This is a genomic window from Haloferula sp. (assembly GCF_049672945.1).
Classification (GTDB): Bacteria; Verrucomicrobiota; Verrucomicrobiia; order Verrucomicrobiales; family Akkermansiaceae; genus Haloferula.
This window is the reverse complement of sequence record NZ_JBATWY010000251.1, coordinates 1-14,366: the sequence shown is the minus strand read 5'-3', so window position 1 is coordinate 14,366 and position 14,366 is coordinate 1. Positions and strand designations below refer to the sequence as shown.

The following is a 14,366-nucleotide window of genomic DNA, read 5'->3' as shown; positions in this document are numbered from 1 at the left end:
CTCGCTCGACAACCAACTCATCGGCGACTGCCACTTCCCGCTCTCCGCCCTCAACCAGCTCCGCCGCGACCTCGTGGACCGCCTCCAGCAGGGGAGCGTGGGCTTCTCGCCCTCTCCATCAACTCCGTCCTCCACCACCCACCACCATCTCCTGCCACTGATCACTGACTACCCGGCACTCGGCACTCCGCCAAAGGCGGCGCTCTCCATCCTCTGCCGCACCCTCGACCAGGTCTCCGCCGCGCTCTGCTCCGAAGCTGAAACCATCTACTGCGACTTCGAGGACCCGCGCCGCTACAAGGACGCCGTCGACCTCGTCCGCGCCAGTAAATCCAACAACTCCAATCCACCACCGACCATCCATTTGGCCACCCCGCGCATCCTCAAGCCCGGCGAAACGGGATATCTCAAACTTATCGAACGCGCCGAACCCGACGGACTTCTCCTGCGCAACCTCGCTGCCCTCGAATACTACAAACACCGTAGCGATTTCATCAAAGTCGGCGACTTCTCCCTCAACGTCGCCAACCCCATCACCGCCGCCCTCCTCAAAAAGCACGCCACCCTCGACCTGCTCACGATCTCCTACGACCTCAACATCTCCCAAGTCCTCGACCTCCTCACCCTCGCCCCGCCCGAGTGGTTCGAGATTTCCCTCCACCAGCACATGCCGATGTTTCATATGGAGCACTGCGTCTTCTGTACCTTCCTCAGCGAAGGCACCACCTGGAAGGACTGCGGCCGCCCCTGCGAAAAACACGTCGTCCACCTGCGCGACCGCGTCGGCCAACTCCACCGCCTCCAAGCCGACGTCGGCTGCCGCAACACCCTTTTCAACGGTCGCGCCCAGACCGGTGCCCGTTTTTACGAAGCCCTTCGAGAAAAGGGGCTCTCCCGCTTCCGCATCGAGCTCCTCGACGAGGATCGGCCGACCGCCGAATCCACCATCCGCGCCTACCAGCGCCTGCTCAGTGGCGAAAGCGACTCCACCCGCCTGCTGGAAGACGTTACGGCACTCGAGAAACTCGGTGTCACCGAAGGAACGCTGGTTTAGAATGATATGACTAGCTTCGACTCGCCGAAGGTTGCCTCGCCCTACTCCTCATGCTACTTCTCCTCCCATGAAAGCCCTTGCACTCATCCCGCTACTTGCCCTCCAGGTTCTCAACGCCCAAACCGCCACCGACACCATGACCCTGGCGGAGAAGAAAGCCTCGGTCGTTCAGCTCAAGCAGAACATCGAAGCGCGCGAAGAACGCCTCAACGAACTTGTTTCGGACATCAGGACCCTTGATGCACGAACTGAGAAGCGAATCGATAAATTCGTCGCCTCCCTCACGGGCTTGCAGGATTCCGAATCGTCCAAGACCCGAATTTCCCAACTCAAATCCCAAGTCATCGAAGGCCTGCGTAAATCCATTCAATCCTACGCCACGGAACGTCGGAAAATCTACAACCGCCTCACACAGGACGGCAATTCCAATGCCGATGCCGCCCGGGAGGACGCCCTGACCAAAGAGATGGGATTGGTCGATGCGCGGATTCAAAAGCGCGTCGATCAGATCGTCGAACTTGCCAAGTCCATGCCCACCGGAAAGGACGTTGATAAATACGAGGCGGACAGTGAGTCCTACCATAACGGCTGGTATCAGGAGAATAGCCGAATCAGCAGTGCCTGGAGGCAGAACCAGCGTCAGCAGTCGGCCACCAAGGTTGAAATCGACGAACTCCGAAAGGCTCTCCAGTCCAACATCTCGGACCTTGAAAACCAGCGCATGCAAATCGCTGCAGCGATCAAGAACCAGAGAATGAGCGCCGCGGAAAAGTCGATCCAGGAGCAGGAGCTCGGGCGCCTCGATGCCCGTCTTGAAAGCCGCCGGAATGAGTTGATGCAGCTTACCATGCCTTCAACGGATCCAAGTGGTGAGCCAACAGACAAGAATACGGCCGACAACCTTCTGCAGATGTTCCAAAACGCTCGTGGCGACGTGGCCAACGACCAGTGGTCGATCATTCAGAAGTTCAACGAAGCAGTCGACGAACGGGAGACCATCCTCGCGATGAAGCAAAACCTCGCCGCCCGCGAGAAGTGGCTCGCCGAGAACCCCGAATAACTTTCCGAAAGGGAGTGACGCTCTCCACGAGCGCCATCACCGGGCGAGGCGACTTTCAGTCGCCAGCCTCCCCACAGCTCAAGGCCGCACCCGGCGAAACAAACTGTTCACCACCAGGCCGGTCGCTTTCGCCAGCGCTGCCGTTTCGCCGGCCTTTGTCGTGAAATATCGTGAGCTGAAATCACGGAGGACGACCTTGTTGCCGCTCCGGGCCTTCTCGATCGCCGAGTCCAGCAACTGAGCCGATTCCTGCTTCATTTCCTGCTCCGCGTTTACCGGAGTCACATCGACCGCTTGACCCTCCTCCTCACTACCGACCGTGGCCGGCTCGGGTCGTAGCACTTCACCACCGAAGAACTCGACCCCGTCCACCTTGCCATCAATTTCCACGATTCTCACCAGACCATCATCGGAAACCACCATCCGGACATCCGCCGAATAGACCGCCACACGCTTCTGGACCTGCTCGACCTTCATCACGATTTCCACTGTGCCATTCTCCAAGGAACGCATTCCGGGTTTGTAGGCACGGAAACTCAGGCCGTCCGTGCCAAACCAGGCGACATCACCCGCCTGCCAGCCGTTGAGGTCGCGACCGATCGCGACCGTGTCCAGTTCCACCGCCTTCAGAGGAAGGCATGAAACTACTAGAATCATCAGATATCGTTTCATCGAATGGATCGTTAGAATGACAGGAGGGCGGAAGCATGCCAGACCCAGGCATCGGTTTCGAAACCATTGGCATCGTCGTTCATGAGGGAATACTCGAGACCGTTCTGCAGCACCAGCTTGTCCTGATAGAGATGGAGGTTGGCCCCCAGGTAGAAGGAGTGGAACTCGTCACCGACGAAGATCGGCGAGCTGTCAAAGAAGGGATCACTCCCCGTGCCGAGTCCGCCGACCAGCGCCGACGGTTCATCGGTATCAGCGTAGTGATACCGGCCCACCACTTTCAACAGACCGGGAACCGCCCAATAGCTCGGCGTCAGGGTCAATCCCCAGGCATTCACGTCGCCGTTCGCCAGCTGGAAGTCCCCTTCGAATGCGAACAGCTCGCCTTCAAGCTGGATGCCGGTGGAAAGCATATGACGAAAAGAGGGATTCCTCGCGATCACCTGATTGCCATTGGCCGAACGATCACCCGCCACATTGTAGCGGGGAATCGAGCGACTCTTGTCGCCATCCATGTTGTAGATGTAATCAAGGTGCCAGCGGCTGCGCATCGCGCCACCACCACTCAAGGCCTCACCCGTTTCATACGCCAGGCTTCCTGCAAGGAAGCCGCTTCCCTGGATTCCGGGGATGTAGCGATCTTGATCGCTCGAAAACCATCCGATGCTCCAGTCCCACGGCGCGCATTCCTGGGACAAGCTCACACCGAGCGTGCTGGCCGGGCTCAGCATGTTGGCGAGCAGGGTCCGCTCGGGCGTGAGAAGCTGCTGCGGATCCTTCGATTGCTCGATTCCAAAACGAGGACGCATCTTGCCATAGCTCAAATAATAGTTCGGCCGAACCTGGGTCTTCGCCTTCAAGTCCACGATCCGCTTGTATTCCTCATCACCGGCAAATTCAGCCACCGCCTCAATCTCGGTATTTCCAAATGCGCGCATGCGTGCACCCAGCCGCGCCCGACGGGTCCGGGTGGTACTTAGATCGACGTCCCTGCCTCCATTCACTTGGGCGGTGCCCCACGAACCACCGGCCTCGAACAAACCCATGACCGCAAGCTGCTGCACCCAGGGGTTGCTGTTGTCTTCGTAAAGCACGGCCCGCGACCAGATCGGGTCGAGCGGACTTGGCGCCCACTCCGGAGGAACAAAGGTCACCTGGTCCCCCCGCTGGGTCGCCTCTTCTTCAGGTAATGGCGGCAGCTCGATCTCGTTGATGTCTTTCTTTCCCTCGAGGATATCGAGCGCGTCATTCGCCGCGAGAGGCAGCGAAATCATCATCAACGGGGCGATGAACAGTGATCGTTTCATGCTTTTCATCATTCCGATTGGTCTTCTTGTTTCTTGGCCTCGCGCTCGGCTTCCTCGCGCTCAAGGCGTTGTTGTTCGCGGTCGGCCGCCCGCCGGACCCGGCTGACATAATTCTTGAGGCTGTCACTCGGCTTAAGTTCGACCGCCTTGTCGAGCGCCGGCATCGCCTTGATATACTGCCTTTCCCGTACGAGCAATTGCCCGAGCGCCAGGTTTCCAGCGTAGGCGGATTGCTCGATGCCGGCGGCAATCTGGAGATTGGTCTTGGCATCGACGATCAGTTCAGCGCGTCGATCCTCGTTCTCCTCGGTCTTGGCCAAAGTGCCGTAATAATTGCCTAACTCGGTCAGCACTTCACCATTGGTCGGATCACGTTCAGCGAGACCTTCAAGAAGCTCGCCAACTCGGGCGAGATCACCCGCCGATTGCGCGATCTTTGCCTCGACCAGCTCAAGCGATGTCAGATCCGCGTCGCTCAGGCTGCTACCAGCCTTTGCACGGATCTGAACCACGAAAGCCTCGGCCTTTTCGGGATAACCATAGTCATTGAGAATTCTCGCCGCCTTGAGGGACCGTTCGATGTTGAAGCTCTCACCCTTGTTCATCGCCGCGGTGTAGGCATAGAGCGCGAGCTGCGGCTCCTCCTGATCCATGTAGAGATTGCCGAGCAGGGTGAGTTCGGTCTCCGTCGCCAGCCCCTTCATCCGCAACACCTCCAGATTGACAGCGGCTTCCATCTTCTTTTCCTGTGCCAGCAGCGCGTTGGTCTGTTGCAACCAGAGATCGCGATCTTCCGGATACTCTTCGATCAAGGTCCCGAGAAGCGCACTTGCCTCCTCCATCTTCTCCTGCTGGATCAAAGTTTGGGCGAGACCCAGTTTCCAGTCGCGCGAGTCCGGATCGAGCAGGTAGGCCTGACGATAGGCGTTCTCAGCAGCCAGTGGCTTCTCCTTCAAGAGATAGGTGTATCCAAGCAAACCAAAGACCCGGGGATTCCCTTCACCCAGCGAAACGGCTTGCTGGAAGTGAGCCATCGCCTTGTCGAACTGCTCATCGGAAATGTAAAGGTAGCCGAGATTGACGTGGGCACGACGGAAGTTCGGAAAGCGGCGGATCGCCTCCAGAAAGGCCCGACGCGCCTCCTCTTTGCGATCCGCACTGAAGTAAAGGTTACCGAGCACGAACACCATGGCGGCACTGATTTCCTGGGGCTCCTGCTCAGGATCGGTCGGGGCCTCGGTGTCCTTGATGAAACGCACCAGATCCATTTCCGCCTGCTTGAACTTCCCTTCTTCGAACAATTCACGAATCTTCACCAGCATGCGACTCTCGGCCGGCGAAACCTTCGGTTCGATATCGGAGAGGAATCCATAGCTCCCCACAAAGTCGCGCACGAACTCCGGATCGCGGAACAAATTGCGTGGCGGAATGATTTTCTCGGCGATAGCGGAAAGCGAAGTCGCCGCCAGCAGGAGCACGGAAAGAAATGGACCCATGGCACGCCATGGATGTTGGGAGTTGATCGCTCTCATCGCTTGATTTCGAAATTGAATGGTACCACGCAGGTCGACTTGACTTTTTTGCCGCCGCGGACGGCCGGTTTGAATTTCCACTTCCTCACCGCCTTCAATGCCGCTTGGTCAAGGGCGCTGTTCCCCGAAGACTTGCGCACTTTGGTCCCGGACACCGCGCCACTCGCATCGATCACACAGGCGATCTCCACCTTGCCGCCAATGCCCTTGTTGAGCAGGCTGCTGGGATAGACCGGTTGGGATTTGACGGTCGGCTGAGGGGGTGTTTCAAGATCACCACTTCCGAACGGGTCATCGCCGCCAGCCATGGCAAAGGTGGGAATCACAAGCGACACCCCGCTACCCGGGCCGACAGTCAGATCGACATCCAACGAGGCCATCTCGAGATCAGGGGCCGACTCGGGAGGTGGCTCGGGCGGCTCCTCCTCCGGCTCCTCAGGTGGTGGTTCTTCTACCACGAGCTCCTGCTCCGGCGGTGGCACGGCCTCCGGCTCGGGCATGGCGATCGGCGGAGGACTCGTCATGTCCGCGAGCTTCTGGGAAAGGGGAATCGCAATGAACACCGCCAAGGTCGCGATGACGCCACCGATGATCGCGAAGATCCCGGAATAGCGTCCGCGCGGTGGTCGGTAGACATGACGTGGTTTACTCACTTCAGCGAAACGGAGATGCGCTCCTTCTGAGCACCGGCGAGGATCGCCTGGGCGTGGACCTGCTGCACGACGCCGTGCGAGGCTTCTTTATCACCTTGAATGATCACCGGCATGTCCGGCGTCTCGACAAGGCTCGGCTTGATCTTACTGATGACCCCTTGAACCCCGATACTTTCACCGGAGTAGAAAACCTTATCTTCCGCCGTAACCGCCAACAGGATGCTGTTGCTGTCGAGGGCGCTGGCCGCCCCTCCCGAGTCCGGCTTGTTCACCTTCACCCCGGTCTCGTCGACAAATACCGTCGTGACGATGAAGAAGATCAGCAGGATAAAGATGCAATCGATCATCGGTGAGAGGTCGATGTGAACCTCTTCATCCGCTTCGTCTCCGATACTTCTTCCAAACATAATGAGATGACCTGGGTGTTAACTTTCGTTTTGAAACCGCGCACAGAGGATCTGGCTTTCGAGCTGCGTCAAGGCAGCGGAAATGCGGTCGCGCTTGCCTTTCACGATCAGCGCAATGAATAGACCGGGCAGCGCGATGGTCAGCCCGGTCTGGGTCGTGATCAGCGCCTCCTTCATCCCGTCGGCCACACGGGCCATCGCGGCGGCGCCTCCGCCCTGGGCAAGCCCGTTGAACATGGTCAGCATCCCCATGACCGTGCCCAGGAGCCCGGCCAGGGGAGCTGCAGCAACCAGCGTGTTCACCACAAGAAGTCTTCGGTCGATCGCCGACAAGAGGTTCAGCCTTACCTCAGCAAAGCGGCGCTGCACCGTTTTGATCGTCAGCTTCGGGCCGTGAAGAACATATCGAAGAGCCTCGCCCATCCGACCCTCGGCCGAATCCGGCTGCTCGATCCACTTGGCCCACTTCTGGGAATCATTCCCCGTCAGGTTGCCTCGATTTACGTAGGCGAAGGCGGCAAATGCCGTCGCGTAGAGAATGAATGCCACACTCCCAAGCATGAACATGATCCAACCGCCGGAAGTGAAAATTTCCAGCACCTCGGTCACCATCCCTTTGCTTTCAGCGAGAATGAACATGGCCTAGGCGGGATTGGGAAGCAGTTCGGTATCCTCGTCCTCACCACTGTCGTCGGTGCCCATCGCAGCCTTTTCCTTGCTGTCGAGTTCCGTCGTGCCATTGATCAGGGAGATACCAATCGATTCGATCTCGCTGAACTTGCCCTTTGAAAGACTTTTCATCATGCCGTGCAGCACCAACACCGGAATCGCAACCACCAGGCCCTCGGCAGTGGTGATCAGCGCTTCGGAAATACCAACGGTAAAGGCCTGCTTGTTCCCGGAATCGAGAGCCATCGCCTTGAAGGTCTTGATGATTCCGAGCACGGTTCCTAACAGACCCATCAGAGGCGCAGCGGCAGCCGTCAGGCCGAGGAACGGCAGAAAGCGATCGAGGCGTGGCTTGATCGCCACCATCTTCTCGAACAGCGCCTCTTCAAGCACCCGACGCTTCTCATAGAAGCGTTCCACACCGACTCTGACCATGTCACCAGAAAGTCCCTTGAGCGACGCCGCCTTCTCTTTCGCCGCTTCCTGACGATCGGAAACAAGGTCGTCGATGATCTCGTTGATCCGCCTTCTCGAAGGTACGGGAAATCTCGTAATTTCCAGCACCTTGAATACCGTCAGCCCCAGCGCGACGGCACCAAGCAGGAGAATGGCGTGACCGACGATGCCGCCCTTCTCGATCACGTCGAGAAGCGACTCCTCGGCCGCTTCGACCTTGAGCGCCTTTCCCAGGGTCGGATCGAAGGGCAACATTCCCGCACCCGAGCTAACCGCCGAAGTGATCACACCATCATCAGAAACCTTCACGCCGACCGCAGTGGGAATCCCGGTGTTGTTCTCTTCAAAGGTCGTGACACCTTCGAAGGTCCCGTCGCTTGCCCGGAAGTAGGCGGCAGGACCCATCAATAGGAATTCGCCTTCCTTGGCCTCGGTGCCGTTGCGCATCGCCTTGCCTTCAAACTTCTGACCCCCGGCAAGCTTCGGCAGACGTCCAAGTCCGATCTCGAGTGCCTGCAGACGCTCTTCCATCTCCTTTTTGGGATCATCCTTGGCCGCCAGAGCCGCCTCGGAAATCGCCAGCAGGTCGTCACGATAGAGCTGGTTCTCCGCCGCGTGCAGGCGGTTGGTCAGGTTGTCGCCATACTGACGCAGCACTCCGACCGCATAGTCAAAGTTGGCGCGCAGGATCTGGGTATTGCGCTCGGTCGTGCGCAGCTTGTTCGTCCGCATCGCCTCCTCCCGCTCGAGATCCTTCAATTCACGCGAAAGCTTGATGACTTCATCGTCGAGGGTGTTGATCTCACGATAGAGCGCCGTCCGCATCGCCTGATACTCGCGTGAGGTGGCATCGAGTTCCTTGCGCGCCGATGCGACGGCCGCATCTCCACCCGACTGGGCCTGGGATGAAGCGGAGAGAATCAACAGGGACAAGATGCCTGTTAGAATTGAAGACTTCATGGGAGACTGATGGGAAGAGAGACAAACTTGGCATCGGCATCACCGTTCATGACGTCGACCAAATTTCGGATTTGCGGGGCAAGGTCGTTGTTCTCTTCGAAGACCCAGCCGGAAGGCCCCGGCTTGGCGACGAACGCCACTTCACCCGCTTCGTCGACGCCATAAGCGGTCGAAAGACCGAAGTAGACCATGTTGATCTTGAGTTCGCGGCCGTCGGCTACTTTGCGACTCTCACTATCAGGATGGACCGATCCCTGAAACTGCTCGGCGGCGGCCATCAGGTTGAGCACCGTGTTGAGACGCGCATTGCCCCCTTGCTCACTCTTGTCACCCTTGGCCGCGGAAGCCTTCACATCGGAAATCATCTGAGCCACGCGAGGATCCTTGGTGAGAGGCGGCGGAAAGAGGGGAAGTTGTTCGACCATCGCCATCTCAAGCTCGGCAAGTCTGGAACTCAGCAGATCGTTGGCGTCCTTGAGCGCCTCATACTTCTCGACCGCTTCCAGCGACTTCTTGTCAGCCGTGCCCTTGCTGGATTTGGCCAATTCAATCTGCTCCTTGAGATCCGCAATTTCGGTTTCCAAACCATCGCGGTGGCCCTGCAGCACCTCGCTGTCCCGATCCCAGTCGTCCTCTTGTTTCTGGATTTCCCTGGTGGTCTCGATCCACTCCCGGATCGAATCCTTCAGTTTCTCGGTTTGAGACCCCGTTTCGTCTCCAAACGCAGGTGATGCGAGGAGCAACGGGGCCATGAAAAGTGGGAAAAATGAGCGCATGGCGGCAACGCCGGAATAGAAGGGTTGTCACCGACACATTCCGATGGCCCCGATGTGACGGTTTCGTCAGATGGCCGGGCCCGGACGCAAAACCGCCCGGCTCTCTCGAGCCGGGCGGCAGATAGGGACTGGGCCTATGATGGCTTACTCGGCACCGGAAACCTGAATCCGGTAGAACTCGGCTTCACCCGAACCGGTGAAGGTCGCGTCGAGCGCAGGTGCCGGGGTGAATTCGCTGAGATCTCCCGCACGGAAGAGCGGAAGGCTGAGGGTCACCGGCTGGCCGGCACCTCCACCCTGGATCATGATTTGGCTACCAGTCACGAGATCGAGAATACCGTCCTCGGTGAAGAGGTCACCAAATACCGTCGATGGCGTTCCATTGCTGACATTCGCGTCGAATCCGAGATCGGTGTTGGCGTTTTCGACTTCGTCGGAGATGCCATCACCATCGGTATCGGTGAGACTCCCACCGCCGCTGGAAACCTGCGATCCACCATCAGGCAAGCCGCTGAGGTAACCTGCGCGGTAGAGGTGCGACCACCCGTTCAACCAGTTCCTGTCACCGAAGGCTCCCCGGTAGGAGACCGACTCAAAGAATCCGGCCGGAGCCGAGCCAGGGAAACTGGCAAGCACCGCATTGCGGAGCGGACTACTGATCTGTGGACGCGGATCGAGACCGCAATCTGCCTCCCGGCTGATTCCAATGAGCATCGGATCCACACCAATGGAACCGTTGCCAGAGCCATTCGGAATTCCGTCGAGTTGAATACCTTCGGCCGGATCGGAATCTCCATTCACACCCGTTCCGATCACAGCCTGAAGCGCTGCGTCCCCAATAATGCCCCAGGTGTTGCTGAGGAAAACCGGTTTCGGATCACCAACGCCGTCGCTCTTGTCCCTGATGGCATCATCAGGAACATCGGTGATCACCGAGTTGGCGAGCGTGCCGGCGAAGTTGTTCTCCATTGCGATCCCGTCATTGCCGGTTGCGGTGGCATTGCTGCTCCCGATGAACGTGGAGTTGTAGACCTGCACGAGGTTGTATGGCGTCCCATTGAGGATATTGCCGTTGCCACCGTCCCATTCGCCGAGGTTGTCACCGAGGCTGTCGTCCTCGTTCTGAATCGCGAACCAGAACTGGTGATGCCCCTGATGGCCTTCGTCCAGGTCGAAGCTGTCGTCCTGACAGAATGCCACCGCGATATGCTTGGTATTCACGGTTCCGCCGAAGATTTCGACGCCGTCATCGGTATTCGAGAACACCTCGACGTATTCGATCTCCGTGCCGGATCCCACACCTCCGAGGGTCAGGCCGTTGATTTCCTTGTTCGCCGCGAACTCGAATCCACCGAAGCGGATCGACACATACTTCAGCTTTCCGCTGCTGTCCGTCGGGTTACTGCCACCGTAGAGGATGTCCGTTCCGGAACCACCGGGGAAACCCTCGATGTCGTTCTCGTTCACGTTCACTCCACCGACATAGTAGTTGATCGGTGCCGCACCCAGCATCACCAGGCCACCCCAGAATCCACCGTCACCAAGAGCTGGATCGGGGGCAACATTGGGTGTGCCCGGATCATCGTCATCATCAAATCCGTCGCGCTCTTCAAGGGCGGTGAATTCAATCGGTTCATTCACGGTTCCTTCGGCGATCAGGGTCGCACCGCGGGTCACAACCAGGGATCCATAGGTTGAAGGAGTCACGCTCGTATCCTGCGTGCCGTAGATCTTGGTTCCCGGCTCAATCGTCAGGGTCACTCCTGGCTTCACGAAGACGACCTTGTTCAGGATGTAGGCATTGTCACTCGTCCAGGTCGTGTTGGCGGCGATATCACCGCTCACGGTGATATCGGCGGCCATCGCGACTGGAGAGCCTAGCAACGCGCAGAGCGCGAGTAGTTTCTTTTGGTGGTTCATGTGTTGTTGTATGGGATTGATGGTTTGGGACTTTCACCCTCAGGCGGAGGGCGGAGTCAAAATTCGTATTTGAAAGAGAGGCTGAAATTCCGACCGGGGCGGAAGGACTCATAGATCTCACTCGTCCCGTCAAAGACCTGAGTATCCGTGGAGTCCAGAAGGTTCCCGCACTTTAGTTTGACGATTCCGACACCCTCCCAGATATCGAACTGCTTCCGAATGACCAGATCGAGGAGATCGAACGACTCACGCCTGATCGGCGGATCGACGTCACTCAGAGGGACCCCCGTGAGGTAGGATCCCGTGAAGTTGTAGATCAGGTTGGCCGCCCAGCCGGTCTCCTCGTTGTCGTATCCGAGATTGAGGTTGAAAATATGATTCGGCTGCCCCTCAAAGGTTGACTGGATGGTTCTCGAGTTGGCACCGATGGTCTGTTGGTAGACGAGACTCGAATCAATGTAGGTGAAGTTCGAACTCAGGGACCAATAGGTGAGGAAATTCTTGCTGACCTCCAACTCCACACCTTGCAGGGTCCCCTCTTCCCCGTTGACCCAGGTCTTCCTTGTAAGGTTGTAGGCCTGAGCAATCGGATCCTTCATGTTCTTGTTGAACAGACTGATCCCAATCGATGAATCGGGCGTCGGCCTCCAACCAAACGTCAGATCGTAGTTGGTGATCTGTGTGTCCTTGAGGTCGGGGTTACCCTCAATGATGTCACCCGTCGCCTGATCCTCCGTAATGGTTGGAGCAAATTCATAGAAGGTCGGTCTGGCGACGGTTTTTGACCATCCGAGAGTCACATCAAATTCGTCATCCCGGCCAAATGTCCGGTTGATCAGTATGCCCGGGAGAAGATAGCTGTTTTCTTCGGGAGGCGGACTACCTACGGCGAATCCCGGATTGAGTCCCGGAAGAACCGAGTAACCCCGGGACTCTCCTTCATAGCGGAAGCCCCCGGTTAGGTCCCAGCGACCAAGACGGGTCGAAGCCATGATGTAGGCAGCCATCAGGTCCGTCTCCGCATCGACATTTCGCACCGTCCGGCCACTGGTGCTCTCCTCGGTCATGTAGATGTTGTCAGCCCGGCCATTGTTCGCCCAACCCGTAAACTTGGGGTCACCGGACGGATCTTCGAGAGAGTCAAAGGCATCATAGTATTCGACGCCATACTCACCTCCGTCTTCGTTGATCAGACGTCGATTCAGATTGCTGGGAATCCTATAGGTGAAAAGCCTGCCTCGCACTTCTCGGGCACGATTGAAATGCGATCCACCAGCAGATAGATTGAAGTAGTCTCCCGAATCCTTATTCCAGATAGGGATCGTCAGATCCAATCGCTCGTTCCCTGCCTCCTCGAACGTTTCGAGACTCTCCCGGAAACTCACGACCAGCGCGGGATTACTGTCATAGACATCGCCTGAAGTCCTTACGATCCCGAGTTCGGGCTTATAGACTTCTCCCAGCTCCGTCTCAATCCGTGGATCAGCGAAATCAAGGTCCTGAGAGTACAGGGTGCTCGACTGAGGTCGCTCTTCGTTCGCATCACTTCTCGACACCGCCCAGCTGACCTCGATCGGATTGTCGATGTCACCAAACTCATGAGAGCCTGTTAGTTGATTCAAGGTCAGCGTCCGCTGAAGTGGATCGATACCGTCAATGCCCTCACTGACGTAGGCACCGGCACCAAAACCCGTCGCATCCGCTCCGATGAAACCCGTCCGTCCCTCCCCATCAATAACAACTTCGCTCGCTCGTGTAACTTGATCTTCGCCAAGATGGTTCTGAAAATAGGTGTAGCCGATCTCATGTCGGTCCTGAAACCGCATTCCAATTGAACCCAGAAGCCCGTATCCTGCGTAAGCCGCATACTGGTCCTCAATCTGCGTCCTCAAAAGAAAGTCATCACCAGTTCCGGGCATCTGGTCGGGTCCCGGACTGAAGCCGCGGCCGATCTGCACGTCCTCCCTCACATCATCGCCACCCGTCCAGACTCCCGACAGAACGACACCGAGCTCGATACCATTCTCAAAATCGAAGGTTTTCCCGAAAGCGACACTGAGGTCCTGACCCAACTCAGGTGAACGGAGTATCGGCTTCATCCCCGCACTTGAGTGGAGGGCGCTCCACTGCTCGATCGCTTGATTGGCGGCAGGGTTCGTCGGCGACGGACGACGCGTCGAGGTCGATCCGGGAGCGAGTCCACCATCAATCAGCGGAGTGACCGCCGCCGGAATGCCGACGTCGATCTTTCCAAGGAAGCCGAGGTCGCTCCCAGGCGCCGCCCAGAAATTGCCCGTATCGGAATTCGAGTTGTAATCGATCCCGTATTCCACCTCAAGGAATGGCTCATCCGGAAACGAGAGGGTTTCGATAGCGACAAGCCCTCCCGCGAACTCTCCGGGCATGTTCGGGGTGAAGGTCTTGAAGATGTTGATCGACTCAAGGAGATCGCTTGGGAAAAGATCCAACTGCACCGCCTTCTTCGAAGGATCCGCACTGGAGATAAGGGCTCCATTAACCAAAGTGTTCGAATAGCGATCCCCGAGACCACGAACCACCGCGTATCGTCCGCCGACAATGTTGGCACCAGCGATTTTCGACACCGCCCCAGCCGCATCGCTAATTCCCGCTGCCGTAAACTCGCTCTTGTCGAGACCTGAGACAAGGTTGTTCCCGAGATCGATGCTCATCTCGAAATCGCCCTGGCCCGATTCATTGTATTCCCCGACCACGGTTTCCTCAGCGAGAACGAACTCACTGTCACCCGAGTCGCTCGGCTTGATCGTCAGCGCAATCCGCACCTCAGCCGGAACACCGGGTCTCGGACTGGCGGATGCCGACCCCATCGAATAACCGAGCTTGAGGGCTTCGACGGTGTAGACCCCCTGTGGAAGGCCATC

The 14,366-nt window shown here is 57.9% G+C and carries 11 protein-coding genes and 1 pseudogene; 2 read left to right on the top strand and 10 right to left on the bottom strand.

The genetic code is table 11. The annotated features are described in order from the left end of the window. Nucleotides 1-1,054: pseudogene (locus tag WBG04_RS21855) on the top strand (U32 family peptidase); the annotation flags it as partial. Nucleotides 1,055-1,121: 67 nt separating this feature from the next. Beyond that, nucleotides 1,122-2,114, top strand: a complete 993-nt coding sequence (locus WBG04_RS21850) for a hypothetical protein (protein WP_424316998.1) — start codon at nucleotides 1,122-1,124, stop codon at nucleotides 2,112-2,114. Between the two features lie 78 nt (nucleotides 2,115-2,192). Here the strand turns inward: WBG04_RS21850 and WBG04_RS21845 are convergent, their stop codons facing one another. The 10 genes from WBG04_RS21845 to WBG04_RS21800 form a co-directional block, all read right to left on the bottom strand. Next, on the bottom strand, nucleotides 2,193-2,786 hold the full coding sequence (locus WBG04_RS21845) for a hypothetical protein (protein WP_424316996.1): 594 nt from the start codon (nucleotides 2,784-2,786) through the stop codon (nucleotides 2,193-2,195). Nucleotides 2,787-2,797: 11 nt separating this feature from the next. Next, the gene (locus tag WBG04_RS21840) at nucleotides 2,798-4,093 is read right to left on the bottom strand and encodes a porin (protein WP_424316994.1); all 1,296 of its coding nucleotides are present in this window, start codon (nucleotides 4,091-4,093) and stop codon (nucleotides 2,798-2,800) included. Between the two features lie 8 nt (nucleotides 4,094-4,101). Next, a complete protein-coding gene (locus WBG04_RS21835; RefSeq protein WP_424316992.1) occupies nucleotides 4,102-5,625 on the bottom strand; it encodes a tetratricopeptide repeat protein in 1,524 nt (507 codons plus the stop codon). Further along, a complete protein-coding gene (locus WBG04_RS21830) occupies nucleotides 5,622-6,278 on the bottom strand; it encodes an energy transducer TonB (RefSeq protein WP_424316990.1) in 657 nt (218 codons plus the stop codon). The genes WBG04_RS21835 and WBG04_RS21830 overlap by 4 nt, the downstream gene beginning before the upstream one ends. Then, a complete protein-coding gene (locus WBG04_RS21825; RefSeq protein ID WP_424316988.1) occupies nucleotides 6,275-6,685 on the bottom strand; it encodes an ExbD/TolR family protein in 411 nt (136 codons plus the stop codon). The genes WBG04_RS21830 and WBG04_RS21825 overlap by 4 nt, the downstream gene beginning before the upstream one ends. Before the next feature lie 18 nt (nucleotides 6,686-6,703). After that, the gene (locus WBG04_RS21820) at nucleotides 6,704-7,324 is read right to left on the bottom strand and encodes a MotA/TolQ/ExbB proton channel family protein (protein ID WP_424316986.1); all 621 of its coding nucleotides are present in this window, start codon (nucleotides 7,322-7,324) and stop codon (nucleotides 6,704-6,706) included. 3 nt (nucleotides 7,325-7,327) lie between these two features. Further along, the gene (locus tag WBG04_RS21815) at nucleotides 7,328-8,770 is read right to left on the bottom strand and encodes a MotA/TolQ/ExbB proton channel family protein (protein ID WP_424316984.1); all 1,443 of its coding nucleotides are present in this window, start codon (nucleotides 8,768-8,770) and stop codon (nucleotides 7,328-7,330) included. Beyond that, nucleotides 8,767-9,522: a DUF3450 family protein gene (locus WBG04_RS21810; protein ID WP_424316982.1), complete on the bottom strand. Its 756-nt coding sequence runs from the start codon at nucleotides 9,520-9,522 to the stop codon at nucleotides 8,767-8,769. The genes WBG04_RS21815 and WBG04_RS21810 overlap by 4 nt, the downstream gene beginning before the upstream one ends. A 168-nt stretch (nucleotides 9,523-9,690) precedes the next feature. Further along, nucleotides 9,691-11,466, bottom strand: coding sequence for a T9SS C-terminal target domain-containing protein (locus WBG04_RS21805; RefSeq protein WP_424316980.1), 1,776 nt, complete (start codon nucleotides 11,464-11,466; stop codon nucleotides 9,691-9,693). A gap of 56 nt (nucleotides 11,467-11,522) precedes the next feature. Next, a partial coding sequence (locus WBG04_RS21800) for an outer membrane beta-barrel protein (protein WP_424316978.1) occupies nucleotides 11,523-14,366 on the bottom strand: 2,844 nt, incomplete at its 5' end.

Coding starts and splice junctions, on each gene's coding strand:
- WBG04_RS21850 (WP_424316998.1), top strand. CDS start 1,122: ATGAAAGCCCTTGCACTCATCCCGCTACTTGCCCTCCAGGTTCTCAAC.
- WBG04_RS21845 (WP_424316996.1), bottom strand. CDS start 2,786: ATGAAACGATATCTGATGATTCTAGTAGTTTCATGCCTTCCTCTGAAG.
- WBG04_RS21840 (WP_424316994.1), bottom strand. CDS start 4,093: ATGAAACGATCACTGTTCATCGCCCCGTTGATGATGATTTCGCTGCCT.
- WBG04_RS21835 (WP_424316992.1), bottom strand. CDS start 5,625: ATGAGAGCGATCAACTCCCAACATCCATGGCGTGCCATGGGTCCATTT.
- WBG04_RS21825 (WP_424316988.1), bottom strand. CDS start 6,685: ATGTTTGGAAGAAGTATCGGAGACGAAGCGGATGAAGAGGTTCACATC.
- WBG04_RS21820 (WP_424316986.1), bottom strand. CDS start 7,324: ATGTTCATTCTCGCTGAAAGCAAAGGGATGGTGACCGAGGTGCTGGAA.
- WBG04_RS21815 (WP_424316984.1), bottom strand. CDS start 8,770: ATGAAGTCTTCAATTCTAACAGGCATCTTGTCCCTGTTGATTCTCTCC.
- WBG04_RS21810 (WP_424316982.1), bottom strand. CDS start 9,522: ATGGCCCCGTTGCTCCTCGCATCACCTGCGTTTGGAGACGAAACGGGG.
- WBG04_RS21805 (WP_424316980.1), bottom strand. CDS start 11,466: ATGAACCACCAAAAGAAACTACTCGCGCTCTGCGCGTTGCTAGGCTCT.